Origin of the sequence: Cupriavidus agavae (assembly GCF_004217045.1) — a bacterium.
Taxonomy (GTDB): domain Bacteria; phylum Pseudomonadota; class Gammaproteobacteria; order Burkholderiales; family Burkholderiaceae; genus Cupriavidus; species Cupriavidus agavae.
On record NZ_SGXM01000001.1, the window covers coordinates 554062 to 579576 of the forward strand.

Sequence of the window (25515 nt, forward strand, 5' to 3'; positions counted from 1 at the left end):
CGGGCGGGGATAGAGGGGCCGGGCGGGTTCAGTTGGCGTCGCGTGCCACCCGGAAGCCATTCTGCGACTGCCGCACGCTGGTGCTGTACTTGAAGCGCGTGGACGACACCATGTAGCTTGCCCCCTCGCGCCACGAGCCGCCCCGGATCACGCGCGACGTGCAGGCGGGCTCCTCCCAGGCGCGGCCGTCCACCGGGGCCCCCTTGTACGTGCTGTGCCAGCAGTCGGCCACCCATTCCCAGACGCTGCCGTTCATGTCGTGCAGCCCGAACGGGTTGGCGGCGAACGAGCCGACGCTGGCTGGCGCGGCCTCGCTCCACGGGTCGCCGCACTCCTTGCAGTTGGCGTTGCCCTTGCTCATCTTGTCGCCCCACCAGAACGCCGAACTGGTGCCGCCGCGCGCGGCGTATTCCCATTCGGCCTCGGTCGGCAGGCGGTAGGGCTTGCCGGTGGTCTTCGACAGCCACGCCACGTACTGCTGGGCGTCGTCCCAGCTGATGTCGCGCACGGGTACGTTCTTCGCCTCGGCATTGTTGGTGGCCACGCGCGGGCAGGCGTTGGCATCGGCGCAGGCATTCCACTGCTCCACGGTGACCTCGAACTTGCCGATGGCGAACGGCTTGTTCACCACGACGTGATGCGGCGGGCGCTCGGCGGGGTCGCTGGTGCTGCTGCCCATCGTGAAGGAGCCCGGCTTGACCGTGACCATCACCGGACATTGCGGGCAGTCGCGGCTCTCGCCGCCACTGGCCTCGGCAGAGCGGGGCGCCGTGGCGGGCGGCGTCTCCTTGCCCTCGTTGGCCATCGTGACCGTGCCTTGCGAGATCGCGCCGCCGGCGCGCGAGCGTGGCTGGTTGCTGGCAGCGGGCGGGGTGGGGGAGGGCGGCGCCGTGCGCGCCGCCGGCGGGGCGGGCTTCGGCTCCGGCCTGGCTTCGGGTTTCGCTTCGGCCTTGGCCGGCGGCGTGGCTGGCGTGGCGGCCGGTGCCGACGCGCGCAGGCGCTCCAGCCGGGACTTCGCCAGCGTTGCGAACTTGCCGTTCGGGTACTGCTTCAGGTAGGCCTCGTAGTCGCCCGCGTGGGTGCTGTTCTTGATCGAATCCCAGAACGAGAGTTCGTACTGCTCGTCGCTGTTCTTGGGCAGGATGCCTGCGACGGCCGGGGCTACGAGGAAATCGCCCGCCCGCCCCAGCGCGCCGGGTTCGACCTGCAGGACGCCGAGCACGCCGACGATTGCCGGCAATGACACGGCCAGTGCTTTGCGCCACATATTCAGCCCCCCTGAAAACCAAGCGGCACGCGGTGTGGAGTTGTCGTGACGTGGTGCCTGTCGTTTCAAGATAGCACAGCGTCTGTACGGCGAAAGTTCGCTTTTTGCAGCCTGCCGCACTACGCTGAGAACACATCGTAGAGCGCATCGGAAAGATCGATCAAGAAACCGCTTCCGCGCAGCCCCCGGGTGTGCCGCGGACAGTTCTCCCGGGAGGAGCCGCCATGCCCAGACGATCCCTGCGCCGCGTGCTTGCGGCTGCGCTGCTGGCCACATGGCCGGCCCTGGCCATTCCGCTGACGCCGGCGCCCAAGAATGCCGAGACCTACATCATCTGGCCGGGCGACGGTACCGTGATCGACGGCGGCAAACTCTGGGTGCGCATGGGTCTTAAAGGCATGGGCGTGTGCCCCAAGGGCATCGAGCGGCCCAACTGCGGGCACCACCACTTATTGATCGACGTGGAACTGCCGCCGCTGGACAAGGAAATCCCGAACGACCGCAATCACCTGCACTTCGGCGCCGGCGAGACCGACGCGCGCATCGAACTGCCGCCGGGCAAGCACACGCTGCAGTTGCTGCTGGGCGACAGCAAGCATGTCCCGTTCGATCCGCCGATTTACTCGAAGAAGATCACGATCACCGTGCGCTAGCGCACACGGTCCTTCGCGGAGAGCGCCATGAAAATCATCGGACCTATGCTGACTGGGGGCGTGGCGGCGTTGCTGTGGGCCGGCGCCGCACTGGCCGCCGACGCCTCGGCGCCCGCCGGGCACGCGGGCCATGGCCCGGCCCCGGCCGCCGCCAGCACGGGGGCGGGGCCCACGCCCGCGCCGCGCAACGCCTATCTCTATATCGGCTATCCCAACAACAACCAGACCATGCCGGCGGGCAAGCCGATCAAGGTCTGGTTCGGGCTGCGCAACATGGGTGTGGCGCCCAAGGACGTCAAGTTTCCGAACACCGGCCACCACCACCTGCTGATCGACGTGGACCTGCCGCCGCTGGACAAGGAGATTCCGAACGACCGCAACCACCTGCACTTCGGCGCCGGCGAAACCGAAACCACCATCGAGCTGCCGCCGGGCAAGCACACGCTGCAACTGCTGATGGGCGACGAGAAGCACATCCCGACCAATCCCCCGGTCTATTCGAAGAAGATCACGATCTACGTCAGATGACCCCGGAGCAGCATGGGCGGGGCGGTCCGCCCGTCTCCGGCACGGCGCACAGCGATGTGCGCCGTTTTTTCGTGGCGGGAGATCAAGGTGTTGGACGAGGGGCGACAGGGGGCGGGTCGACTGTCTCCGGAAAGCCAACACCTGACAGCACGGCGCCATACCCCCATCGCCCGCCAGCCCTTGTCCCACAACGAAATCACGATTTCCACGCGAGCTGGCACGCTCCCTGCGATATCTGGACCGAGCGCGACACCAACCCGATGCTCATCACCCAAAGCCACTTTCCTTCTCAGGAGCACATCATGACCAAGCTGACCATCAAGGACCTGTCCTCGACCGAAACCCTCGACGCCAAGTCGCTGCAAGGCATCCGCGGCGGCCTCTCGCTGTTCGCACCGCGTACGTCGATCTTCACGCCCGTGAGCCTGTCGTTCGACAAGACCACGACGATCAACCAGTCGAACCAGCAGATGCAGGACGTGACCAGCTACTTCGGCAACGGCTCGGCGTTCCAGGAGCATCTGAGCAACACGGTGCGCACGAACCAGGACGCCCACAACAACGTGTACTGATCGCACGAATGCAGCGCGGCACCGGCGTCGCAGTCCGCGCGACGCCGCAAGCCGCACGGGGAGCTTGCGCCGGGGAGATACCTCCACCCCGGCGATTTTTTTGGCTTGCGCTCCGCACCGGCCGCACCACAATACAGATCGAACGCCAGGACGCCCTGCCGCGGTCCGCTGGCGCTCGAAGCAGGATGCCAAACGTGAATCGTTCTCCCGATACCCCCTTCGCTCCGCGCCGCACGTTGCGCCGCGCCGCGGCGTTGCTGACCGTGGCGATGGCCGCTGGCTGGCTCGCCGGCTGCGCCGGCTTCCGCCCGCCCGAGTACAAGCGGCCGGACGTCCCCGGCAAGGCAGGATGGACGCCGAGCGAATCGGTCACGGTGTCGCCCGCCGAGACCATCGTGCCGGAATGGTGGAAGGGCTTCGGCGATCCTTACCTCGACCAGCTCGTGGCGCGGGCGCTGAGCGGCAATTTCGACATCAAGGTGCTGGCGGCCCGCATCCGCGTGGCCAATGCGCAGATTGCCGAGGCGCGTGCCGGCGCACTGCCGGTGTTCGACATCGGCGCGGGGCTCGACGTGACCAAGACCACGGGCCAGGCGGTCTCGCGCACCTACAATCTCGGCGGCACGGTGAACTGGGACATCGACGTCTGGGGCAAGGTCGAGAAGGGCGTGCAGGCGCAGGCCGCCGAGTACCGCGCCACCGAGGCCGACTGGCGCGCGGGCTACCTGGCGCTGGCCTCGGATGTATCGGTGACCTACTTCACGATCCTGCTGCTCGACGAGCAGGTGGAGCAGCAGCGCCGCACGCTGGGCCGCAATACCGACATCCTCGGCACCTACAAGGCGATGCTGGCCAACGGCCTGATCCCCCAGATCCGGGTGATGCAGCAGCAGGCGGAAATCAACCGGCTCACCAAGGACCTGATCGAACTGCAGCGCTCGCGCAATGTGGCCGAGAATGCGCTGGCCACGCTGGTCGGCGTGCCGGCCGGCGAGCTGAAGGTGCCGCCGGGGCGGCTGCAGGACCGCATCCGGCTGCCCGTGGTGCCGGCCGGGCTGCCGTCGCAACTGCTGGCGCGGCGCCCGGACATCATCGCGGCCGAGTACCGCGTGCTGGCGGCCTACAACCTGGTCGGCCAGGCGCGGCTGGCGCAACTGCCGAGCATCAGCCTGACCGCGCGTGGCGGCACGGCCAGTTTCGCGCTGTCGGACCTGATGAAATCGTTCACGTTCGGCTTCATGCCGAGCATCAACCTGCCAATGCTGGATCCCAGCGTGCGTGCCCGCGTGAAGACTACCGAGGCCAATATCGGCGTGGTCGAGAACGAGTATGGCCGCACCGTGATGACCGCATTCGAGGAGGTGGAGAGCGCGCTGGTCAACGTGGACGCCCACAAGAAGCAGCGCATCGAGCTGCAGCAGCAGGTGGACCAGTTGCGCGTGGTCGGCACGCAGATCGACGCCCAGGCGCGTGAAGGGATCGTCTCCCAGCTCGAAGTCTTCGAGTCGGAGCGCTCGCTGCTGTCGGCGCAGCAGTCGTTGTTGGCCGTCCACCAACAAATCCTGGCCGATACCGTCACGCTGTACAAGGCACTCGGCGGCGGCTGGCCGGACGTCGATGTCCGCAACGCGCCGCTCGCGGACGGACCCGCGCCCACGGCAGGCCCGGCGCCTGCCGGCGCACCCAACGCGGCGCGTTAGGCGCAGCAGCGTACAAACCGTTTCAACGTTGAAACCCGCACCGTTCGTGCGTTGGCGCAACGCTGCGCCGCAGCGCATTGACTCCCTTCGAGCGTGGCCTACTATGTTCTTACCCGTGACCTGCCGCCTTCAGCCGATGCCGGCCCGCACCCCGTGCGGCACGGCCTCGCGGTTGCGCGCCACCGGCTCCACTGTTGGTTTCGCCGAGACATGACGCGCGACGATGCTCCCTTCCTCGATGTGCCGGTCATGGCGCCGAAACCGGGTCAGGCATTCGATGTCCTGCTGATGCCGGTGTCGCGCCCGGACCTGGGCGAAATCCGCATCGGCGAGGACCTGTTCGCCATCGGCCGCGGCGAGGCGCCGTTCGCGGCGTATCCCACCGAAGCGGTTTCCGTGCTGTCGCGCCGCCATGCGCGCATTTTCTCCGAGGATGGCTCGGTCTACGTGGCCGATCTGGGCAGCAAGAACGGCACCCATGTGAACGGCGACGCCGTGGCGCAGCAGCCGGCGAAGCTGCGCGATGGCGACGAGGTGAGCTTTGGCGCGGGGCTGGCGTATCGCGTGCGGCTCTACCCGCGCCCGGCGGAGGCCGAACCGCCGCGCGTGGCGGTCACGCTGCTCCCGATGCGCGAGGACCTGGGCCTGCAGCCGGTGCTGGTGACCGGCTTCCCGTTCATGGTCAGCAAGGCCGACGACACGTTTGCCCGGTACCGGGACGACTATCCGCATCAGGTCAACTACCTGTCGCGCCGCCACGCCCATCTGTTCCTGAAGCAGGGCGTGCCATGGATCGAGGACCTGGGCAGCACCAACGGCACGTTCGTCAACGGCGTGCGCCTGCGCGACCAGTCGATCCGGCTCGAACCGGGTGACGTGATTGCCTTTGGCGGCAGCCACTTCGTCTATCGCGTGCAGATCGAGTACGAGGCCGACGCGGACGCCACGGCCACCCGGACCTCGCTGTTCGTCGCCAGCACGGTGCCACCCGCGCAGGCGGCCGTGCTGCCGGTGGATGTCGATCCCGACAAGACCACGTTCGTGGGCGCCGCGGACTCATTCCTCGACATCTTCTGCGTCGACTACCGCGCCGCGCAGGAGGACGAGATCAATCCCGAAGCCCCGCCCGATGCCGGCAGCGATGCCGCGCACCGTCCGGCGCCGCGCGGCAAGGTGACGATGATGCTCGTCGAGGCGCTGCGCAGCTTCGGCATCCGCGACCGCCACCAGCTGGAGCGTGCCGCCCGCGTGGCGATCCTCGTCGTGGCCGTGCTGGGCGCAGGCGGTGCATGGCTCTGGTGGCGCGGCGCGCCGGACCGCTCGCTGCAGCAACTGGTGGCGCAGGGCAAGTACGCGGAGGCCGCCGAGGCTTCGGACAAGGTGCTGGCCCGGCATCCGGACAACGCGCAGTACCAGACGCTGGGCGCCGAGGCACTGATGCGCGGCTACGTGCCGCAATGGGCGAAGCGGCTGCAGGCCAACGACTTCGACGGTGCGGCGACGGTGCTGGGCGAGATGCGCGCGCGCAGCCAGCACAACCGCGACGGCCAGGCGCTGATCGGCCAACTGGCATGGGTGGGCGATCTCGAACGCTACGTAGTGGGACGCGGCGGCGCGGAGGGGGCGATCCGGATGTACGCCGACGAGGCCAGGCTCCGCGAACTCGTGCGCCGCTGGGAGGACGACACCGCGTCGCACCAGCGGCTGCTGGGCCGCATCGCCAACGATGTGCCCGCCTTCCGCGATGTCTATGCCCGCGCGCTGAGCGATCTGCGCCGGCTGCGCAACGACGATTCGGTGTTCCTGGCCGCGATTGACCGGCTCAATGCGGCAGTCGTGACCGAACTGGCCCGTGACCAGCCCGAGGCGCTGCAACCGATGCTGGCGGAATACAAGGACAAGTATCCGCGCCTGTCCGGTCTCGATCGTGTCGAAGCCGACCTGAAGCAGTACACGGGGCTGGTCCAGGCGCTGCGCGACCGCGCGCCCGGCCCGCTCGTGGCGCGCATGCAGAAGTTGAGCCTGACCACGCCGCCCTTCCAGGCGCAGTACCAGAAGCTCAAGCCGCGTCTTCCCGGTGACGATGTGCAGCGGCAGTACAAGCTGGCCAATACCGCGTGGGAGCAGGGCGAGGGTGCCCAGGCGGTGACCGCGCTCAAGGCCGTGGGCAGCGGGCCCTGGTCGGCCGATGTGGCCAAGGATGCCGCCCACAAGGAACAGGTTGCCGCCCAGTACGCCGCCGTGAAGGCCGCCAAGGGTACGCCGGGGTACGAGGACCAGTTGCTGCGCTTGTATGCCTCGCTCGATCCCGAGACCGACGCCTGGTACGTGAAAACCGTCGATGCCGACGTGCAGGCCATCCGCGACGTGGCGCTGCGCCGCGCCAACGTGCTGCTGAACCGTGCGGCGACGAACTGGCGCCAGTATCGCAACAATGGGCTGATCGCCGGCGAGCAGCGGCTCGAAGCGGGCATCTCGGCAAAGTTCCGCAGCCAGGCCAGGCTGCTGGCCGACGCGCAGGAGGACGCCCGGCAGGGTCTGCGCATCTACGGCCAGTTGCGCATCGAGGATACCGCGCAGTGGGACCGCATTCGCGACGACATCCAGGCCGAGGTCGACGCCCAGCGGCGCTCGCTGAATGACCTGCGCATGGTGCTCGACCCCGCCGTGCTCAAGACCAAGCTTTCGCTGGTGGGCGATGCCGGCAAGGGTGAGGTCGGCAAGGGTGAGGTCGGCAAGGGCGAGGCCGGCGAGGGCAGGGAGGCCGGCACGGCCAGCGCGTCGGCGGGAGGCAAGCCATGAAGGACGAGAACCGCGACAGCCAGCTGCGGCCATTGACCGAAGCGCTGGAAGACCACAGTGCCGAGGGTATCGCGCTGCTCAGCGCCGAGCCGCGCCGGCTGACGCTGCTGACCGTGGTGGCAACGGCCGGGCTGCTGCTGTGCGCGCTGGTGTGGTCGTTCTTCGGCCATGCCGATGTGATCGTGACGGCGCAGGGCACGCTGGCGCCGGAATCCGAGGTGCGGCGTTTCTACGCCCCGGTCGACGGCGAACTGGCCGACCTCTACGTGGCCGAAGGCCAGCCGGTATCGAAGGACGACGTGGTGGCCCGGCTCAACGCGCGTGGCGCGATCGAGGCCGCCGCCAACGCGCTGCAGGCGCAGTTGAAACTTGAGGATGCCGAACGCGAGTGGAAGCAGTTTCCCGAGCGCAAGGCGCTGCTCGAACGCCGGGCGCTGGCGCTCAAGCAGCAGATCGAACTGGGCACGCGGCAGCACGAGAACCGGCTGGCCGAAGGCACCACGCGGCTGGCGGAGCAGCAGCGCGCGCAACTGGCCGAGGCGCGCAGCAATCTGGAAAACGCGCGACGCGCCCGCGACTTCGCGCGGCAGGAGCAGGACCGCTATGCGCGGCTGTTTGCGCTGCCGGCGGGCGGCGGGGTGTCGCAGTCGCAGGTGGAAGGCAAGCGCGCGGCCACGCAGGATGCCGAGAACACGCTGCGGGTGGCGCAGTCGCGGCTGGCCGAACTCGACGCGCGGCTGGCACAGCAATACACGCAGGCCAGCGCGCAGCTCGAAGGCAGTGGGCAGGAGCTGGCCAGCCTGCGGGTGCAGTACGACGCCGCCGCGCGCGAGATCAGCACCACCGAGGACAAGCTGCGGCTGCAGGTGCAGACCGCCCGGCTGGTGGCCGAGGCCGCCGCGCGCATCAAGTTCGAGAACATCGACAAGGACAACTTCCTGCTGATCCTGGCGCCGGTGTCGGGCGTGATCACCGATGTCACGTCGACCCAGCGCGGCGACAAGATCCAGGCCAACGCGCCGCTCGGCGGCATCGCGCCCAAGGATGCCCGGCCGATGCTGCGCATCGAGATCGCCGAGCGCGACCGCGCCTTCCTGCGCGAGGGCCTGCCGGTCAAGCTCAAGTTCAGCGCATTCCCGTACCAGCGCTACGGCCTGATCGCCGGCACGCTCGAATACATCTCGCCTGCCACCAAGCCGTCGGGGCCGGACAAGCAGCCCGTGTACGAAGGCCGGGTGCGGCTGGCGCAGGATTACTACAGCGTGGCCAGCAACCGGTATCCGCTGCGGTACGGGATGACCGCCACCGCCGAGATCGTGGTGCGCGAACGGCGCCTGATCGACCTGGGACTGGACCCGTTCCGCCAGATTGCCGGCTAGTGCCTGCCAGAACATACAGGGAAGAGGAGCGAGCAATGACCGCCATCGTCCGTATCGACGAAGAAGTGATCGGCGTCGATGAATTCGTGAGGGTACTGAAGCTGACCGGGCAGTTCGAGCCGCTGGTCGAGCAACTGGTGCGGGACAAGCTGACCGCCCACGCGGCGCGCCGCCACGGCATCAAGCTCGCGCCCGAGGACGTGCAGGAGCGCGCCGACCAGTTCCGGCGCGTGCACGGGCTGCACCGCGCGGCGGACATGAACCACTACCTCGATGCGCTGGCGATCACGCTGGACGAATTCGAGACGTTCATCACCGACAGCCTGTATCAGGAGAAAATGCTGGAGCAGGTGGGCACCGAGGCCGCCGTGGAGTCGTACTTCCAGCTCAATTCGCCGAAGTTCGACAGCATCGAGGTCAGCCACATCGTGGTGGATACCGAGGGCAAGGCGCGTGAACTGGTGTCGTACCTGCAGGACGACCCGGACAGTTTTGCCGAGATGGCGCGCGAGCATTCGATTGCCGACACGCGCGAGCAGGGCGGCGACATCGGCAAGGTGCTGCGCGGCTCGCTCAAGGGCGACATCGAGGCCAAGGTCTTCAATGCCGAGCCCGGCGACCTGCTGGGGCCGTTCCCGGCGCCGGACCGCTCGTTCTTCGAAGTATTCCTGGTGCGGGCCAAGCATCCGGCCCGGCTCGATGCCGACGTGGCCGTGGAGATCCGCCGGTTGCTGCGCGAGGAATGGTTGATGGCGAGGGCGCAGGAACATGTCATCGAAGCCCGCTAGCGAGCCGGTGGCTCCGGACAGTGCCGCCGCGCCGGCGACGGCCGCGCCGTCGCTGGCCGATTTCCTGGCCACCGTGGAGATCCTGACGCCGCTCTCACGCGAGGAGATCGAACGGTTGGCGGCCAGCGCGCGGACGCTGGCATTTGGCTTCGGCGACACGGTCTGCAATGCCGGCGAACCAGCCGAAGGCATTTTCATCGTGCGCAGCGGCTCCGTGCGCGTGTTCAACGAGGAACACGGCAAGGAAATCAGCATGGGCGTGCGCAAGACCGGCGAGGTGTTCGCCGATATTGCGCTACTGCGCGAGTACCGGCACGAGTCGTCGGTGCGGGCATCGGGCAAGACCGAACTGATCATGATTCCGCGCGCGGTGTCGGAGCCGGTGGTCGGCGGCAACCCGGCGGCGCTGGCGTTCATCACGAGCTACGTGGCGATCAGTTCGGCCGGCGGCTTCGTGGCGCGGTTGTTTGACCTGCGCGGCAAGCTCGACAAAAGCGAACTCGAAGACGCGGTGCGCAGCGTTGGCGTGAAGCGCGTGGCGGCGGGCAAGACCATCCTGCAACAGGATGGCCGCGACGACCGGCGGCTCTACGTGGTGCGTCAGGGCACGGTTCGTATCGAGCGGGAGGAAGATGGCGACACCTTCGGGCTGGCGACGCTGGGGCAGGGCGACATCTTCGGCGAGCGGGCCTGCGTGATGCGCCAGGAGCAGGTTGCGTCGGCCATCGCCGAAACCGACGTGCGGCTGCTGGTCATCCCCGAGAAGACCGTGCAGTTGATTCTGGAGCGCAACGCCCGGCTGCGCGAGGTGCTGGAAGACCGTATCCGCGTGGTGGACCGCGAACTGCACCGCCAGAAGAAGCTGGCCGAACGGCGCAAGCGGCCGGTGCTGCTGGACCTGCATTCGAAGCCCGAGATGGGCGAACGGCTGATCCGGCGCTTTGCGCTGGTGGAGCAGGCCGAGGAGATGGACTGCGGCGCCGCCTGCCTGGCGATGATCTGCCGCCACCACGGCATTCCGATGACACTTGGCAAGCTGCGCGAACTCGCCAATGTGACCACGGCTGGCGCCACGCTGGACAGCCTGGCGCGTGCTGGCGAATCACTCGGCTTCACGGCCCGGGGCGTGCAGTGCACGCGCGACGCGCTGGAAGGCTTCGAGCTGCCGTTCATCATCCACTGGGAGGGCTATCACTACGTGGTGGTCTACGGTGTGTCGGCCCGGCACGTCTGGGTGGCCGATCCGGCGATCGGCTTCCGCAAGATGGGTGCCGAGGAATTCGAGCGCGGCTGGAGCGGCACCTGCCTGCTGTTCTCGCCGGGCGAGCAGATGACCGAGCTGGCGGTCTCGCGCTCGCCATGGCTGCGCTTCATCGGCTATCTGGCGCCGTACAAGCGCATCCTCGCGCACCTGTTCCTGGCGACCTTCGTGATCCAGTTGCTGGGCGTGGTGCCGCCGCTGATCATCCAGAACATTCTCGACGGGGTGGTGGTGCACCAGAACGTGGGGCTGCTGCACCTGCTGATACTGGGGCTGGTGATCTCCAACGTGTTCACGCAACTGATGGTGACGATCCGGGCGTATCTGGCCAATTTCATGGTGCGCAACATGGATTTTGCGATGATGTCGCACTTCTTCAAGCACACGCTGTCGCTGCCGCTGGGGTTCTTCGCCAAACGCAAGACCGGCGACATTTTCGCGCGCTTCCAGGAGAACCAGACGATCCGGGCCTTCCTGACCGAGTCCACCGTCACCACCGCGCTGAACCTGCTGATGGTGTTCATCTACTTCAGCATCATGTTCCTCTACAACGTCAAGCTGACGCTGCTGCTGATCGCGTTCGTGATACCGATTGCGCTGCTGACGGTGCTGGTCACGCCGAAGATCAAGACCTATGCGCGCGAGGTGTTCGCGGCATCGACCGATGCCAAGGCGTACCTGATGGAGACGCTGGGCGGCGCCGAGACCGTCAAGGGCATGGGCATCGAGCGGCCCGTGCGCCTGCGCTGGGAGCGCAAGTACGCCAAGGCGCTGGACAAGCAATACCAGGCGCAGTCGTTCCATATCCTGGTCGGGCTGGCCAGCCAGATCCTCAACGCGGCCACCACGATCACGATTCTCTGGGTGGGGGCCACGCTGGTGCTGGAGCGGGAGCTGACCATCGGCCAGTTGATCGCATTCAACGCGTTCATGGGCAGCGTGCTGGCGCCGCTGATGGGGCTGGTGGCGCTCTGGGGGCAACTCAATGACGCCGGGGTGGCGATGGAGCGGCTGGGCGACGTGCTCGACCTCGACCCGGAGCAGAAGCCGCAAGATGTGATGTCGCGCGTCTCGCTGCCCGACCTGCAGGGCGAGATCCGCTTCGACGGGGTGTACTTCCGCTACGGCGGCGACGACACCGCCTATGTGCTCGAAAACATCAGCTTCCACATGCGGCCCGGCGAGATGGTGGCGATCGTCGGGCGCAGCGGCTCGGGCAAGACCACGCTGGCCAAGCTGCTGGTGGGCTTCTACAAGCCGAGCGAGGGCTCGATGACGGTGGATGGCTACGACATGAACGTGATCGACACCGAGTTCTTCCGCGCCCAGGTGGGGTATGTGATGCAGACCAACCTGCTGTTCTCCGGCACGGTGGCCGAGAACATCGCCTGCGGCGACGACAGCCCCGACCGGCGGCGCATCGAGGAAGTGGCCAAGATGGCCGATGCGCATGCATTCATCTCGAAACTGCCGCTTGGCTACGAGCAGACCGTGGGCGAGCGCGGCATCGGCCTCTCGGGGGGGCAGATCCAGCGGCTGTGCATTGCCCGCGCGCTGTACCACGATCCACGGCTGCTCGTGTTCGACGAGGCCACCTCGGCACTCGACACCCAGTCTGAAAGCAACATCCTGTCGAACATGCAGGACATCCTGCGCGGCCGCACGGCCGTGATCATCGCGCACCGCCTCAGCACCATCATGCAGGCCGACAAGATCCTGGTGCTGTACGAGGGCGCCATCGTCGAACAGGGCCGGCACGAGGAGCTGCTGGAACGGCGCGGCATGTACTACCAGCTCGTGCAGAAACAGCTGAGCGCGGCATGACGATCCGGCCATGAAGCTCTACAACCCCACCTCCGCCACGCCCGCCACGTCATCGGTGACGTTTGCCGGCCTGATCGAGAAGATCGAGATCCTGCGCTCGACGCTGCGCTGGTCGTCGCGGCTGGAGCGGCCAGAGATCGAGAAGCTGCTCAAGCAGGCCACCACGCTGCGTGACGAGGTGATGGGGCTGTCGCACAAGGAGCGCTTCGTGGCGGCGGCGTCGGCCAGCGGCGAAGCCGAGGCGCCGGTGGTGGAGCCCGTGGAGATGTCGGCGCGCGAGCGGCGCCAGGCGCTGATGGAGCGCAGCTTCATCTTCGAGGGTACGTTCGGCGACAACCCCAAGCTGCTCGAAGCGCTGGAGATTGCGGAGAAGGCGTCGCCGACCGACCTGCCGGTATTGATCGACGGCGAGAGCGGCACCGGCAAGGAGCTGATGGCCAAGGTGATCCACGCCAACGGCATCCGCACCGACAAGCCGTTCATCTCGGTCAACTGCGGCGCAATACCCGACAGCCTGCTGGAATCGGAGCTGTTCGGTCACAAGAAGGGCGCGTTCACGGGCGCAGCCAATGACCGGCGCGGCAAGTTCGAGAGCGCCCACACCGGCACGATCTTTCTCGACGAGATCGGCGAGCTGCCGCTGACCGGCCAGGTCAAGCTGCTGCGTGTGCTGGAGGCCCACGAGATCCAGCGGGTGGGCTCGGACGAGGTGATCGCCGTGGACACGCGCATCGTGGCCGCCACCAACAAGGACCTGCGCCGGATGAGCCAGGAGGGCACCTTCCGTGAAGACCTGTTCTACCGGCTCAGCGTGATCCATGTGACGTTGCCGGCGCTGCGCGAGCGCCGTGACGAGATTCCGCTGCTGGTGTCGTACTTCGGCGACGAAGCCGCGGGCCTGCTCAAACGGCGCCCGGTCAAGCTGACGCCCCGGCTGCGCGACTTCCTGCTGCACTACGAGTACCCGGGCAATATCCGCGAACTGCGCAACCTGATGTACCGGCTGTCGTGCCTGGCCGGCGACACGGCCGATTTCATCCACCTGCCGCAGGACATTCGCCCGAAACCGGCGGGCCTGCAGGCCGTGGCGGCCGCTGGCGGCAAGGCCAGCGTGGCGGACCTGAGCACGGCTACCTCGCTCAGCGAGGCCAAGCGCGCGGCCAGCGACGAGGCCGAGCGGGCGTTCCTGGAACGCGGCCTGCAGGAGGTGGGAGGCACCGTGGCCGAACTGGCGCGGCGCTTCGACATGAACCGGTCGCACGTGCAGATGCTGCTCAAGAAGCACGGCATCCACTCGAAGGATTTCCGCAACAACAACCGCCATCCGGAGGGCAAGTAGGCGGGCGGGGCGCGCTCAGACCTCGGGATTGAGCAGCGTCATGTCCGAGCCGCCGCCCATGTCCTCGGCGCGGATCACCACGACCGAGACGTTATCGCGCCCCCCATGGTCGAGCGCGCGCCGGAGCAGCGCGTCGGCGGCGCTCACCGGATCGGCGGCCACATCGAGCAATTCGGCGATCTTGGCGTCTTCCACTTCGTTGCTGAGGCCGTCGCTGCAGAGCAGGAAGACATCGCCATCGCCAATCTCGAAGGTCAGCAGTTCAAGATCGAGCGTGGCCGACGCACCCACGGCGCGCGTGATGGTGTTGTGGGCGGGATGGTGGCGCGCCTCTTCGGCGGTGATCAGGCCGCGCGCCTTGAGGCGCTCCACCTGGCTGTGGTCGCGCGTGAGTTGCTTCAGGTGGCCGTCGCGGAACAGGTAGAGGCGGCTGTCGCCCGCCCACAGGCAGCTGCAGCGGCGCTCGCAGGCCATCAGCATGACCACCGTGCTGCCGATGACCCGCACCTTCATGCGCTGGGCTTCGTCGATCAGAAGCTGGTTGACGGTCTGGATGGCGATCCGGGCGTGCTCCACGGCGGCGTCCAGGCTGTCGGGCGCCGGCAGGGCGGTCAGCGCCTGGACGATCGCCCGGCTGGCGAATTCACCCACGGCGTGCCCGCCCATGCCGTCAGCCACGGCCCAGATACCCCGCTCGGGGGCGTCCAGGCAGGCATCCTCGTTGCGCTCACGCACGCGGCCGACGTCGGTACAGGCGGCGGAAGTCCAGCGGAATTGCGATACGCAGGTCACGGTGTGCTCCGGCGCGGACCCTCGATCCGCGCGTTAGGCGCCCCCCCGGGCGGCAGTCAGGTGTTGGGGGTTACCGCGAAAGTCCTGCCGGTTCGTGCTTCAGGACTCAGACCAACCGTCCCTTGTTCCGCGCGTCCATGCCGGCGTCGACCGTAATGGTCGAATTCGGCGCATTGTTCTGGACCTCGACGTTCTGGAACTGGTTGTTCATCTGATCAGCATAGAAGCTGTAATTGATCTCGTAAAAGTTCACGACGGGCAACGTGCCCGGCCGGGCCGCCACATAGGGCTGAATCCAGCCAAATACCCACGGCGCGCCACCGCCCCGGACGGCCGACATGGCCCGGAAATCCAGGATGTGGTGGGCGGCGAGATCGCGGATCGTGAGCGTGGCCATGGCGGACTCCTGATGGTGGCTGGCGTGATGCGAACAGTAGTGCAAGCGCCGTGCCACGCTTTGGCGAGATCCATGAATCACTTACAGCGCCCTTTGAGGCTTCCCCGCCGCCTGGAAGGTTGGGCTCAGGCCAACATGCCGTCTGCGATGGTGGGTACGGGCCACCATGTGGAATCCGTCCTGGCTGCCTGACGCCGCGCACCCGTTCCCAGAGTCTCGCTGTCTTTGCCGAGCCAACACAATCGGCCAGCCGATGTCGGCTCCCAACCGACGATTTCCCCGGCCACGCACAGCGGCTACGCCCGCAAACCGTTGTGGCGCCGTGGATTCGCCCGTCTGGCACGCTTGATGCGGTTGGTCTGGCAACGACGCAGCACTGGCTGCCAGCCACAGACACCGAACCGAGACCTGCCATGAACGCCCAAGACCAACAACAAGCCGACCGCCAAGACGACGATCTCTACCTGGCTGGCGCCCATCTCGTGACGGAACGCAACGGCTACGCCCACCACGGCATCTACATCGGCCAGGGTCGCGTGATCCACTACGCCGGCTTCTGCCATGCGCTGCACGCCGCCCCGGTCGAGGAAACCTCGCTCGAACAGTTTGCCGACGGCCACCCGGTGACCGTCAAGCCCGAACCCTGCGCCCGCTACCTCGGTACGGAAGCGGTCTCCCGAGCCCGCAGCCGCCTCGGCGAAGACCACTACCACCTGCTGACCAACAACTGCGAACACTTCTGCACCTGGTGCCTGCTCGGCCAGGCTCGCAGCGAGCAGGTGGAAACCTGCCTGCGCCACCCCCGCACCGCCGCCGTAACCGTGCTGCAGATGATGCGCGCCCTGCTGACCCCGCGCCACACCCTGCGGGCCGCCTGATCCTCCACGAACACACCAGGGAGCCCACCATGCCAGGACTGATCGACTGGGAAAGCTGCAACGCCCGCCGTGGCCGCGCCTGCCACCGCGCCACCGGACGCACCACCGCCCGGACCATCCCTCGCACGGTTACCCGCACCGCCCGCCGCCGTGGCGAACCGGCTCCGGAGTTTGCTATACTGCGCCCCGTCTCACGCCACGCCCGCCACCGCGCGACCCGCGTGCCCTGCAGACGGTCCGCTCGCCGTAGTTCAATGGATAGAACGAGCGCCTCCTAAGCGCTAGATACAGGTTCGATTCCTGTCGGCGGGACCATAGAATATTTCGCGGCAGTTCGCCAAAGATCTCCCTTCCCAAGTAAATCGAGGCTTTGCGCGGAATCGACGTTCGCCAGAGTTCGTCATTTCCCGCTGGCATTTGTCACGTTTCGGGGCATTTTTATTTCCCGGTTCGTCCAGTCTGACAGGGAGGCCAGGTCTTGGCGCGATGCGTTGCAGCCAGCAAGGGGCGCTCGATCAGGAACCAACTGGCGGAGGCAAGTGCAACGGTGGAGATCGCCGAAACAGTGGCGTAGATCCAGGGCGACTGCTTCCCGAGCGCGGTAGTGAACAGGTACATCCCTACCGGCAGATGGTACAGGTAGACGCCGTAGCTGATTTTGCCAATGTAGAGGACGGCGGGATTGCAAAGCGCAAGGCCTCTACGTTCAAAGCGGCCAAGCCAAGCGATCAACCAGGACGAGATTCCCGCGATGGCAGTTCCCGTCAGTATCACGTCCCAAGCTGTCTCGCCAACATAGCTCATTGTCAACGTAAAGGCGAGAAGGCAAATGCCGGCGAGTCCGGCCACATTTGTACCGAGAATCGCGACGCGAGTGCTAGAGCGCTCCGCAGTAGCCACGAGCGCACCTGCCGCGAGGCAGTCCAGGTTGGAACTGAGCATGTAGTACGCCGCCGGCATGTTATGCGCTTCTACGCTGAGGTACCAGCGTGAAGCTGGTGATATCACCAACATGGCGATGCAAGCCCAGACTAGGTGCCGGCGTCCGAATAGCATGAGCAGGAGCGGCCAGAAGAGATAGAACTGCTGTTCGACCGATAGAGACCAGAAATGGACCGGAAAAAGGAACTTGCCTTCAACGCTGACTAGTGCGTTCGACAGGAAGAGCATGTGCCACGCTACGGTTCCATCGGGAAATCCGGGCCAGATGAAGTACGTAAAGGCGATCGTCAGGTAGTAAATCGGCCAGATGCGAATCGCCCGCCGTAAGAAGAATCTACGTAGCGCAATTCGATCCCCGTTCCGAGCCTGCTCGGTAAGCAGGCCTCTGGTGATGACATAACCGCTGATCACAAAGAAGAGGTAGACACCGGCGAGGCCCCAGTTCGTCAAATAAACGAACCCCGGAAGCCAGTGGCTCATAAGGACGGCACCAACCGCCACGGCGCGCAACGCGTCAATCTCGGGCCGGTATGCCCGGGTGCTGATTGCGGTCGCATGGAAGTCTCGCGCAGAGGCGTGTACGTCAAGCGTGCTCGTCGTCACTGCTAAGCCGGGCTGTTTCATTGTTTTTCTGTCGCTTTTGTTGCCGAGCTACTCTTAGCATAATTGGCACTTTTGACCGCTCCGCGCGGGATCTCCTGCGCGTGTGGACGCGGGGATCGCGCAAATAGGTCTAAAAGCTGCCTTTTTGGAGGGTTTTATAATTCTATTGGCGGGATCAAGCTCGGTCTTTGATACTTCTCTCTTCCCTCGATATCGACCTGCGCGGAAAAAGACCGAATCGCTGTCAAGCGGGTGTCGGATAGCTAATCGTCTGGTTTGCTCGCACTGCGCGTAGCATCTTATTTTTGATGTACTCGGCGAGTCGTTGTTCAAGCAGCTTGTGCGAGATTGCGGCCAGAACAAGGGCAAAGATTGTGGTAGCGAACACGTGGGACCAAGTCTGCGTAAGATCTTTTCGCCCGATTCCGTTCAACGTTCTTGTGATCAGCGCTTGCGCAATCGGATGTACCAAATAAAGCGAAAACGATACCTCGCCTAACCATAGGAGTTGGCTGGGAATTCTCAGCTCAACTGTTTTGGTGGCTATTGCAAGAATCACGAAAGCCACGGCCAGTGGCCCACCCCATTCGCCGATGCCGTGGAACATTGCCATGCCGGAATATGCCCACCACACTGCGGTCGTCACCGCGCTCACCACGAATAGCCTCGTAGCCATGGAGTCTGGCATCTGTATGGGAGAGAGATAGACCAATCCGGCAATTACGCCTAGCGCGAATGTCCAGATTATAGGATTCACTACCTGATTCAGGTACGAAATCCGGTAATGATAGTCATGCTGGACATCCAGCGTCACCATTCCGCGGGTCAAAAGAGGTAGAGCAATCAGCGTAAATCCGATCCAGCCGAAGAACACAAGCCAACGCCAACGACGTCCGGCAAGCATGGAGAGCCCGAAGACAAGATAGAAATAGACCTCGAAGTTGAGAGTCCATCCAAGCCCGTATGGCAAACCGTAATAGAGTGGTTGATAGGGATCGACGGGAAGGAAAAAGAAACTCTTGATCATCTTTACCCAAAGGCTGGCGTCAGCATACACCGTGATCAAGTTGTATGCTTGCACTCCGATAATGGCCAATACAACATAGACTGGCCATATGCGGGATAGACGTTTGATCCAGAAGCGAGCCGCATACGTGAAGCTTCCGTCGCAATCCATCGTGGTGTACACCATTATGAAACCACTGATGAGAAAGAACAGGTCTACCCCAAGGGCACCGGGACGGAAGATTGCCTCCGCCGTAGGCATGAAAGGGGTACCAGCAAAAAAGAAACGTGCGTGGGTAAGTACGACCAGTAGAGCTGCTATTCCCCTGAGAGCCTGCAGCCAATCGAGTGTTTTCTTGGGCACTTGATAGTTTTAGATTTTTTTGTCACCGGCATTATACGTACGGCAGGTGATTCGGTGTGTCTTGTTGGAACCGGCCAACATCCATGGCGCAACAGTCCGTCCCGCTAGCCTCTGGATCTTCAGAATCAAACTAGTGTTTTTTTAAATCAGTAAGCCTGACGGGCTTTCCCGAATTCGTTTGCGCGAAACCGATTACGATTCCCTGCATTGAAGAATCCATGTCCCCATCCACGAAGACCAGGAAGCGCAACCTTGCACTGGTGTCGGAAATAGCGAGGTGCAGGGATTTTGCTGCGCTGAAGCGTAGGTCGGCCGTCGCTGTTGGGATACTATCTTCAGTTCCCTCATCACGTACCTTGACGATGACCGGCGCAGCAGAAACCGACTTCCAGCGCGGAAGAATCGGGTCACGAACCACCTGAAACGACAGCGGTTCATTGCTGGCCGGGCCGGTTGCAACGAACGAATAACACGCCGCCTGTGCTCCCGGAAAGTGGATTCTGATGAATCGCTCTTCGATGCTGACCGTTGCGCTCGCCACGTTGCAGGTTACGCCGTCGATGGTGACCGGCCCTTCTTGCCGGAACCCGGAGATAGAAGGCGCAGCGCCAAATTGCTTACCTAATACGGCGATCAAGCCAATCAGCGCGAGCGAAATCGCGATGGCGCAGATTGCAACGCTCTTGCCGACGTCCATGGCGATTTTTGTCGTCGATATGCGGGACGGTGCCAGCAGGCCGCCGATCATGATGCATAGGGCGGGTCCCAACAGGGCGGCATAGCGCGGCTGGATTTCACCGAAACCGATAACCAGCAGCACGAATGCGCAGCCAAATGCGAGGCTGGCTTTTCCTAAACCTTGGTGGCGCGATCTTGCGCCGCCGAGGAACGCCAGAATCGCGATGGCGGCAGCAATTCCTTTCAGCAGAAATCCGATGGGAGCGCTCGGCGGGCTTGCTGCCGAAACATGGCCGATTGGAAAGTTGTCCGGATTCGCGTCGAGGGGTGCAGCGGAGAAATAGTAGTAGCCGTCTCCCTGAAGCAGCACCTGCAGCTTGGCTGCCCAATTCTGGAACGCGGCACCCACGCCGTGCTGCAGATCCATGGTGAGCAGGCCGGCGAAATATCGATTCCGTGTTTGCGGATCCAGTAACGGGAAAACGTACTGATTCCAGCGATAGTTGTCTGCCCAAGGCGCACTATGTGTAATGCCGTGTCCGGTCAGGCGTGCCAGCAGGCCCGCATTGTCGGACGCCAAGGGCATCAATTGCGCACCCAATCGCCCCACGAGCACCATCAGACCAAATGTCAGGCCGGCACATATCAGGAGTCTCCATCGGTTGCGCGATGTCGACAGCATTGCCAGCAGTATCGTGGTCAGAACACATATCAGGCCAATATCGCGTAGCAGGTCCAGCGAGACGCCGACGACTGCAGCAGCAACCAATCTCCAGGCGGCAAGTTCATCGAAGTCGTTGAAAGCCAAGAGTCCCAGCCAGAGTACCAGCAATGGAACGACGAGATTGTCACTGGTTGCCAGCGTGGTGGTGAACCAGTACTCAGGGAAAAGGGCCAACGCACCGGCGGCGAGTACGCCCTGTTGTCGTGAGGTGCCGCGCGACACGACATGGTATATCCCGACCACGGCCGCAATATGCATCAGGGCATTGGCGAGCTTCAGTGTCAGATACTCGTTGCCGCCAAGCATGCCGATCGGCCAGGTATATAGCAGCGATCGGCGCCAGTATGTCGGATTACCCGGAAGCCAGGCACTCTGGCATTGCTGTGCCCATTGCTGGAAGCCGTCGACCTTGTTCCAGAGCGGCGCACCGCATCGCAGATACACGCCGAAGTCGCTGATCTGCTGGCTGTCAGTGGTCCACGTCCAAGTGGCCAGGGCAAGGATGTAGAGCAATAACAAGCCGAGCACCACACGGCGATCAGCCTTGCACGCCGTCCAAGCCAATCCAGCGAGCACGGCGAGGCCCAGGAGAAAACCGCCAAAGGTCGCGGCGTTCGGCTGGAATAATGCCAGCAGGCTGCCGGCAGCCAAAGCGCCTAAGCATAATCCCGCCGGCAATGAAGCGATGGTGCCGGAAATGGGCGAGTGCAGGGCCGGTCGTATTGCGGAAACAGATCGGTTCAATTACCGCTGCTCCTTGACCGTGGCGAGGAACGTTTCGTAGTCGCGGATGTAATCGTCTTCGCAATAATGGTCAGAGGCCAGGACAAGGCATACCGAGCCGGGGTCGAAGTTGATCTCAGCGCCCCAGATCATGGGCGGCACATGGAGTCCTTTCCACGGACGATTCAGGTGGAAAGTCGCTTGCGATTCGCCGTCATCGACGCGCACGTCGAAGCTGCCTGCAAGGCAGATGATGAACTGGTGCAACTGCTTGTGAGCGTGCGCGCCGCGGCTCTCCTCGGTGGGCACGTCATAGAGATAGAAAACGCGCTTGATCTCGAACGGTACATGCCGTTCGGACTCCAGAAACGTGAGATTGCCTCGGGGGTCCGTGATCTTCGGCAGGGCGATGATCTTGCAGTCGTTGACGGTAGGCATGGTCATGGGGCGGTCTTTCTGAATACGAGGCGCGACAGCATAAACATGATCGGGAGCGTGATAACGATGACCAGTGCCGGCGCTATCCGCTGATCAATATGCAACAGGTCGACAAATACCCAAAGCAATCCAATGCCCAGCCCGTACTGGCCAAGATAAACGATTGGATAGCCAATGGCGGACTTGACGTTGGGGCCGCTACGGAATACCCAGAATGCGTTCAACGCATAGCCCAGTGCAATGCCGATCAGGTACGTCACGGTATAGGCGATCTGATATTGCAGGAACTGCACCAGAACAAGATAGATGGCGTAGGTGGCGACCGTATTGATTCCCCCGGAAAGCAGGAACCGAACTGCTGCCGACTCAGTAAACCTCTTCAATGACAGTCTCCGGTCGCTTGTTGGTTTCATCGAAGATCCGCCACAGGTATTCGCCAATGACACCCAGCATCAGGATGATGAGCCCGAGGAGAAACGTGATCAGGGCGACCACAGTGGCAAATCCCTGCACCGGAATATCGCCAAGCCACGCGTTGATGACCACGCTGACGCCGTACACGAAGCTGCAGAGTGATACCAGCGCACCGAGTGCTGAAATGGCACGGATCGGCGTGATGGAAAAGCCGAGCATGACATCCAGGAACGCATTGAATTTCTTGGCGAACGTCCATCCTGACTTGCCATGTTCCCGCTTGGGACGGTGGTACTGGATGATCTCAGGCTTGTAGCCCAGCCAATAGGCAAGCAGCGGGGTAAAAACGCTTTTGGAGCTGTTGACGATGTGCGGCAGGAATGCCTTGTCCATCAATGCCATGTCATAGCCGCCCTCGGGATAGTCGCGGATCACGAAGGTGCGGAGCATGGTGTAGTAGAGCTTCGAATACAGCTTGGAAACGAACGGGTCTTCCCGGGTAAACCGCTCGCAAATGACGAACTTCGATCCTGCCAGCCATTTATCGACCATTTCGAGAATCAGGCGCGGCGGGTCCTGCAGGTCGGCGGCGAGCACCATGAACGCATCGCCGGTAACAAACCTGATGCCGGTCTTCGAGCAATGCACCGCGCCAAAATTGCGGGTGAGCTTGGCGACGATCGTCTCCGGGCGGCTCTTCTTGAACTCCAGCAATTTCTCCAGCGAGTTGTCGCGGGAGCCATCGTCGACAAAGATCAGTTCCAGTCCGAGCGAACGCTCCCGGAGTTGTTCCTCCACGGCGCGCAGTTCATCGAACAGGCGCGGAAGGCTGCCGGCGTTGAAATACACCGGCACCACGATGGAGATTTTCTTCTTGTTCATTGGGTTAGATTGATCTGATAGAACTCGTGGGCCACGCCACCGCCGCCGAATTCGTGCTTGAACCGATAGAGACCATCGTTGAGTACCCGGCCGCCTTCTTCATTGCTGGTTCCAAAATCGAAATAGCGGGCGCCGGAGGCGCTGGCTTCGCTGATGATGGAATCGAATACGGCATCGAGAACCGATGATTCATAGCCTCGGGCACTTGAGGCGATATATTGCGCGTGCCAGGCCCGGTTCGAATTGAAGAGGACGACCCCCGCCTCTACCTCGTTGTCGACGATTCCGCAGCGCACCTGAATTTCATCGGGAAACCGCGCTTGCAGCAGGCGGATCTCCGCCAGCGAATGCACCGGCCGCGCATCATGCTTGCGCTCCAGATTACCTTCGAGTACGCGCCAGAGTGCATCGACGAGGTCGCCATTCGGCGAAATGGTCGTGACCCGCGACGCTTTCTTCAGGCTGCGCCGCCGGCGTTCGCTGGGAGGGCGCCGGCCGGCCAGATCGATCGTGCAGGAAAGGTCGCAACGCACGCGCTCCGCGCCAACCCGGTACAACGCATACAAATCGTCCTGCGCGGGTGCCCGGGCATGAATATGGGGGATAGCTTTGTACAGCAGGCGCTCATAGCCCTGGCTTGCATAGTGCTGGTTCAGCGCCTCGATGGCATCGATCATTTTTGCGCCGGCAAGACGGCCGTGATGCACGATGCCGCCGAACGTCGCGCCGGGATGACTGACGATAAGTCCGGCGTCTGAAGGTGCCACGGCTGCGGGGAAAATACCCACCAAATCCCCGGATTCTTCGATCAGTACGGAGGCGTCCTGGAACCGGCTGCCGTGATAGGACAGAAAATGGCGGCTGTGCAGGAATGTGCCGTTAATCGATGCCGAGCAAAACGCATCCCAAACCGACGCCATGGCAGGGTCGAAGCCGCGAATGGCAAGCGTCATGCAGCCAGCTCCGCGACAGCAATGCCGTCAAGGCCGAAACTGTTGCCGTTGTAGAAGCAGAACGTGCGATCTCCCACCGCTATCACGGCGGAATACATGATCGCTTCGGAATCGAAGCCCGTTTCCGAGACGTCGAGTCCCATCTGGTCGTCCATGCGGGTCCAGTTCACGCCGTCATCTGACTCGGCGTAACCCAGGCGGTAGGCCGCATACGAACGGCGACGGACCGAATAAAACATCTGGTGCCTGCCGTCGGCCCTCGAAACAACCCAAGGGCGTCCAAATCCGTGCTCGTCGTCCTGGGAAATGTCCATCGACAGCGTGCCTTCGCTATTCCACGTGACGCCGTCGGGCGAAGTCTGATAGCGCAGGTCGTAGACCGGCATGGCTTTGCCATTCAATTCGGTCCATTCGCTTCCGGCCACATACCAGAGCCGGAATACCCCTTTCTCGTACAGCGCAAATGGACCACCCCGGATATAAAGCTCGCCATCCGAGCGGTCGAGGATGGGAGTCTTGCTGTATCGCTTGAACGTCTCGCCACCGTCCGTGCTGATGGCGAGGCCGGTCAAGATTCGATATCGGATCTTGGTGCAGATCTCGAATCCGGCGTAATACATGTACAGCGTGCCGGGCTCGGGCTCGATGACGCTCGTCACCATCAGGCCGTTGTCGTCGAAAGTTCCCGGCGTGCCGATATCCAGCACAGCCTGTTTCGAATATCCAAGCACGCGGGTAGGATCCGACGCAGAAACGTCGACATAACCGGGGCGACCGCGTCCCTGCTCATCAAGGCACGTCACGAACAACCGGATGACTTCGTCATTCAGCCGAAACGGGGTAGGGCCCATCGCATGGGTCTTCGCCCAGTCCATTTGGCCATCGGGCTTCCACACGATGCCAAGCTTGTTCCAGCGCATTTCAGTCCTCTTTCAATCTGAAGAAACGTTTCGTGCTGACTTTCGAGGCGGCGGGCGATTCGCCCTTGAAAAGCTGGCCGGGTTCGGTGTCCGCGGAGATCGTGAGGCCGGGGCCAATCCAGTTGTCGGCACCAATGCTGATATTGTTGGCGAGTGCCACATTCACGCCCAGGAACGACGAACGTCCCACCGTGCAAAAGCCGGAGATCACGGCGTGGGAGGCCACGAAACAATGGTCCTCCACCGTGCTGTGGTGGCCAATGTGATTACCGCTCCAGAGCACCACGTTGTCGCCGATGCGGACAAATGGCTGGACCGTGTTGTCCTCGAAGATGAAACAGTGCTCGCCCAACTGCACGTTGTGCCAGACGAATGCCCGGGTGCTGACATAGCTGGCGGCGCGATAGCCCCTGGACTTCGCTTCCTGGTACAGGCGGGTGCGCAGCCGGTTCAACTGGCTATAAACCAGCGCGGCATAAAAATCGACTTCGCCTGGTTGGAAGTGTTTTTCGAGGTCCTCGAAGGGAACCACAGGCAGGCCAAACAGTTCGTCACGCTTCAGATGTGCCGATTCGACACTGAACCCCACCACCTCGTAGTCGGAATCATGCGTGAAGCATTCATAAGCGACTTCGGCAAATGCGCTGTCCCCCAGAATCACCAGCTTGCGCTGCTTTTGCATGGGTTGC

General features: G+C 63.7%; 22 protein-coding genes and 1 tRNA gene. 11 read left to right on the forward strand and 12 right to left on the reverse strand.

All coding sequences use genetic code 11. From position 1 onward, the window contains the following. Window positions 1-28: 28 nt before the first annotated feature. The gene (locus EV147_RS02560; RefSeq protein WP_130389552.1) at window positions 29-1267 is read right to left on the reverse strand and encodes a formylglycine-generating enzyme family protein; all 1239 of its coding nucleotides are present in this window, start codon (window positions 1265-1267) and stop codon (window positions 29-31) included. Window positions 1268-1491: 224 nt separating this feature from the next. Between EV147_RS02560 and EV147_RS02565 the strand changes: the two genes are divergently transcribed. The 9 genes from EV147_RS02565 (at window position 1492) to EV147_RS02605 (ending at window position 14113) form a co-directional block, all read left to right on the forward strand. Further along, the gene (locus EV147_RS02565) at window positions 1492-1920 is read left to right on the forward strand and encodes a DUF4399 domain-containing protein (protein ID WP_130389553.1); all 429 of its coding nucleotides are present in this window, start codon (window positions 1492-1494) and stop codon (window positions 1918-1920) included. A 27-nt stretch (window positions 1921-1947) separates the two neighbouring features. Then, window positions 1948-2448, forward strand: a complete 501-nt coding sequence (locus tag EV147_RS02570) for a DUF4399 domain-containing protein (RefSeq protein WP_235844585.1) — start codon at window positions 1948-1950, stop codon at window positions 2446-2448. 302 nt (window positions 2449-2750) lie between these two features. Continuing rightward, the gene (locus EV147_RS02575) at window positions 2751-3020 is read left to right on the forward strand and encodes a hypothetical protein (RefSeq protein WP_130389554.1); all 270 of its coding nucleotides are present in this window, start codon (window positions 2751-2753) and stop codon (window positions 3018-3020) included. 185 nt (window positions 3021-3205) lie between these two features. After that, window positions 3206-4720 carry an efflux transporter outer membrane subunit gene (locus tag EV147_RS02580; RefSeq protein ID WP_130389555.1) on the forward strand — a complete coding sequence of 505 codons (1515 nt, stop codon included), beginning with the start codon at window positions 3206-3208 and terminating at the stop codon, window positions 4718-4720. A 210-nt stretch (window positions 4721-4930) separates the two neighbouring features. Continuing rightward, window positions 4931-7522, forward strand: coding sequence for an FHA domain-containing protein (locus EV147_RS02585; protein ID WP_130389556.1), 2592 nt, complete (start codon window positions 4931-4933; stop codon window positions 7520-7522). Further along, window positions 7519-8901, forward strand: a complete 1383-nt coding sequence (locus EV147_RS02590; protein WP_130389557.1) for an HlyD family efflux transporter periplasmic adaptor subunit — start codon at window positions 7519-7521, stop codon at window positions 8899-8901. The genes EV147_RS02585 and EV147_RS02590 overlap by 4 nt, the downstream gene beginning before the upstream one ends. Before the next feature lie 35 nt (window positions 8902-8936). After that, window positions 8937-9689 carry a peptidylprolyl isomerase gene (locus EV147_RS02595; protein WP_130389558.1) on the forward strand — a complete coding sequence of 251 codons (753 nt, stop codon included), beginning with the start codon at window positions 8937-8939 and terminating at the stop codon, window positions 9687-9689. Then, the gene (locus tag EV147_RS02600; protein WP_130389559.1) at window positions 9670-12774 is read left to right on the forward strand and encodes a peptidase domain-containing ABC transporter; all 3105 of its coding nucleotides are present in this window, start codon (window positions 9670-9672) and stop codon (window positions 12772-12774) included. The genes EV147_RS02595 and EV147_RS02600 overlap by 20 nt, the downstream gene beginning before the upstream one ends. 10 nt (window positions 12775-12784) lie before the next feature. Continuing rightward, window positions 12785-14113 (forward strand): sigma-54 interaction domain-containing protein, encoded by a 1329-nt coding sequence (locus EV147_RS02605; protein WP_130389560.1) that lies wholly within the window; start codon window positions 12785-12787, stop codon window positions 14111-14113. A 15-nt stretch (window positions 14114-14128) separates the two neighbouring features. Here the strand turns inward: EV147_RS02605 and EV147_RS02610 are convergent, their stop codons facing one another. After that, on the reverse strand, window positions 14129-14905 hold the full coding sequence (locus EV147_RS02610) for a PP2C family protein-serine/threonine phosphatase (RefSeq protein WP_130389561.1): 777 nt from the start codon (window positions 14903-14905) through the stop codon (window positions 14129-14131). A gap of 106 nt (window positions 14906-15011) precedes the next feature. Further along, the gene (locus tag EV147_RS02615) at window positions 15012-15302 is read right to left on the reverse strand and encodes a hypothetical protein (RefSeq protein ID WP_130389562.1); all 291 of its coding nucleotides are present in this window, start codon (window positions 15300-15302) and stop codon (window positions 15012-15014) included. Between the two features lie 413 nt (window positions 15303-15715). Between EV147_RS02615 and EV147_RS02620 the strand changes: the two genes are divergently transcribed. Next, entirely contained in the window at window positions 15716-16180 is a 465-nt protein-coding gene (locus EV147_RS02620) for a lecithin retinol acyltransferase family protein (RefSeq protein ID WP_130389563.1), read from the forward strand. Between the two features lie 240 nt (window positions 16181-16420). Beyond that, a tRNA-Arg gene (locus EV147_RS02625) sits at window positions 16421-16495 on the forward strand. A gap of 123 nt (window positions 16496-16618) precedes the next feature. Here the strand turns inward: EV147_RS02625 and EV147_RS02630 are convergent. The 9 genes from EV147_RS02630 to EV147_RS02670 form a co-directional block, all read right to left on the reverse strand. Next, a complete protein-coding gene (locus EV147_RS02630) occupies window positions 16619-17746 on the reverse strand; it encodes an acyltransferase family protein (RefSeq protein WP_130389564.1) in 1128 nt (375 codons plus the stop codon). Window positions 17747-17969: 223 nt separating this feature from the next. Continuing rightward, complete coding sequence (locus EV147_RS02635) at window positions 17970-19094, reverse strand: acyltransferase family protein (protein WP_130389565.1); 1125 nt, start codon at window positions 19092-19094, stop codon at window positions 17970-17972. A 130-nt stretch (window positions 19095-19224) separates the two neighbouring features. Beyond that, window positions 19225-21240: a glycosyltransferase family 39 protein gene (locus EV147_RS02640; protein ID WP_130389566.1), complete on the reverse strand. Its 2016-nt coding sequence runs from the start codon at window positions 21238-21240 to the stop codon at window positions 19225-19227. After that, entirely contained in the window at window positions 21241-21663 is a 423-nt protein-coding gene (locus EV147_RS02645) for a sugar 3,4-ketoisomerase (RefSeq protein ID WP_407923195.1), read from the reverse strand. Beyond that, the gene (locus EV147_RS02650; RefSeq protein WP_235844586.1) at window positions 21660-22040 is read right to left on the reverse strand and encodes a GtrA family protein; all 381 of its coding nucleotides are present in this window, start codon (window positions 22038-22040) and stop codon (window positions 21660-21662) included. Before EV147_RS02650 ends, EV147_RS02645 begins: the two co-directional genes overlap by 4 nt. Then, on the reverse strand, window positions 22024-22953 hold the full coding sequence (locus tag EV147_RS02655; RefSeq protein ID WP_130389568.1) for a glycosyltransferase family 2 protein: 930 nt from the start codon (window positions 22951-22953) through the stop codon (window positions 22024-22026). The genes EV147_RS02650 and EV147_RS02655 overlap by 17 nt, the downstream gene beginning before the upstream one ends. Next, the gene (locus EV147_RS02660) at window positions 22950-23906 is read right to left on the reverse strand and encodes a GNAT family N-acetyltransferase (protein WP_130389569.1); all 957 of its coding nucleotides are present in this window, start codon (window positions 23904-23906) and stop codon (window positions 22950-22952) included. Before EV147_RS02660 ends, EV147_RS02655 begins: the two co-directional genes overlap by 4 nt. Beyond that, on the reverse strand, window positions 23903-24826 hold the full coding sequence (locus EV147_RS02665) for a glycoside hydrolase family protein (RefSeq protein WP_130389570.1): 924 nt from the start codon (window positions 24824-24826) through the stop codon (window positions 23903-23905). The genes EV147_RS02660 and EV147_RS02665 overlap by 4 nt, the downstream gene beginning before the upstream one ends. Window position 24827: 1 nt before the next feature. Beyond that, window positions 24828-25508, reverse strand: a complete 681-nt coding sequence (locus EV147_RS02670) for an acetyltransferase (RefSeq protein ID WP_130389571.1) — start codon at window positions 25506-25508, stop codon at window positions 24828-24830. Window positions 25509-25515: the final 7 nt, after the last annotated feature.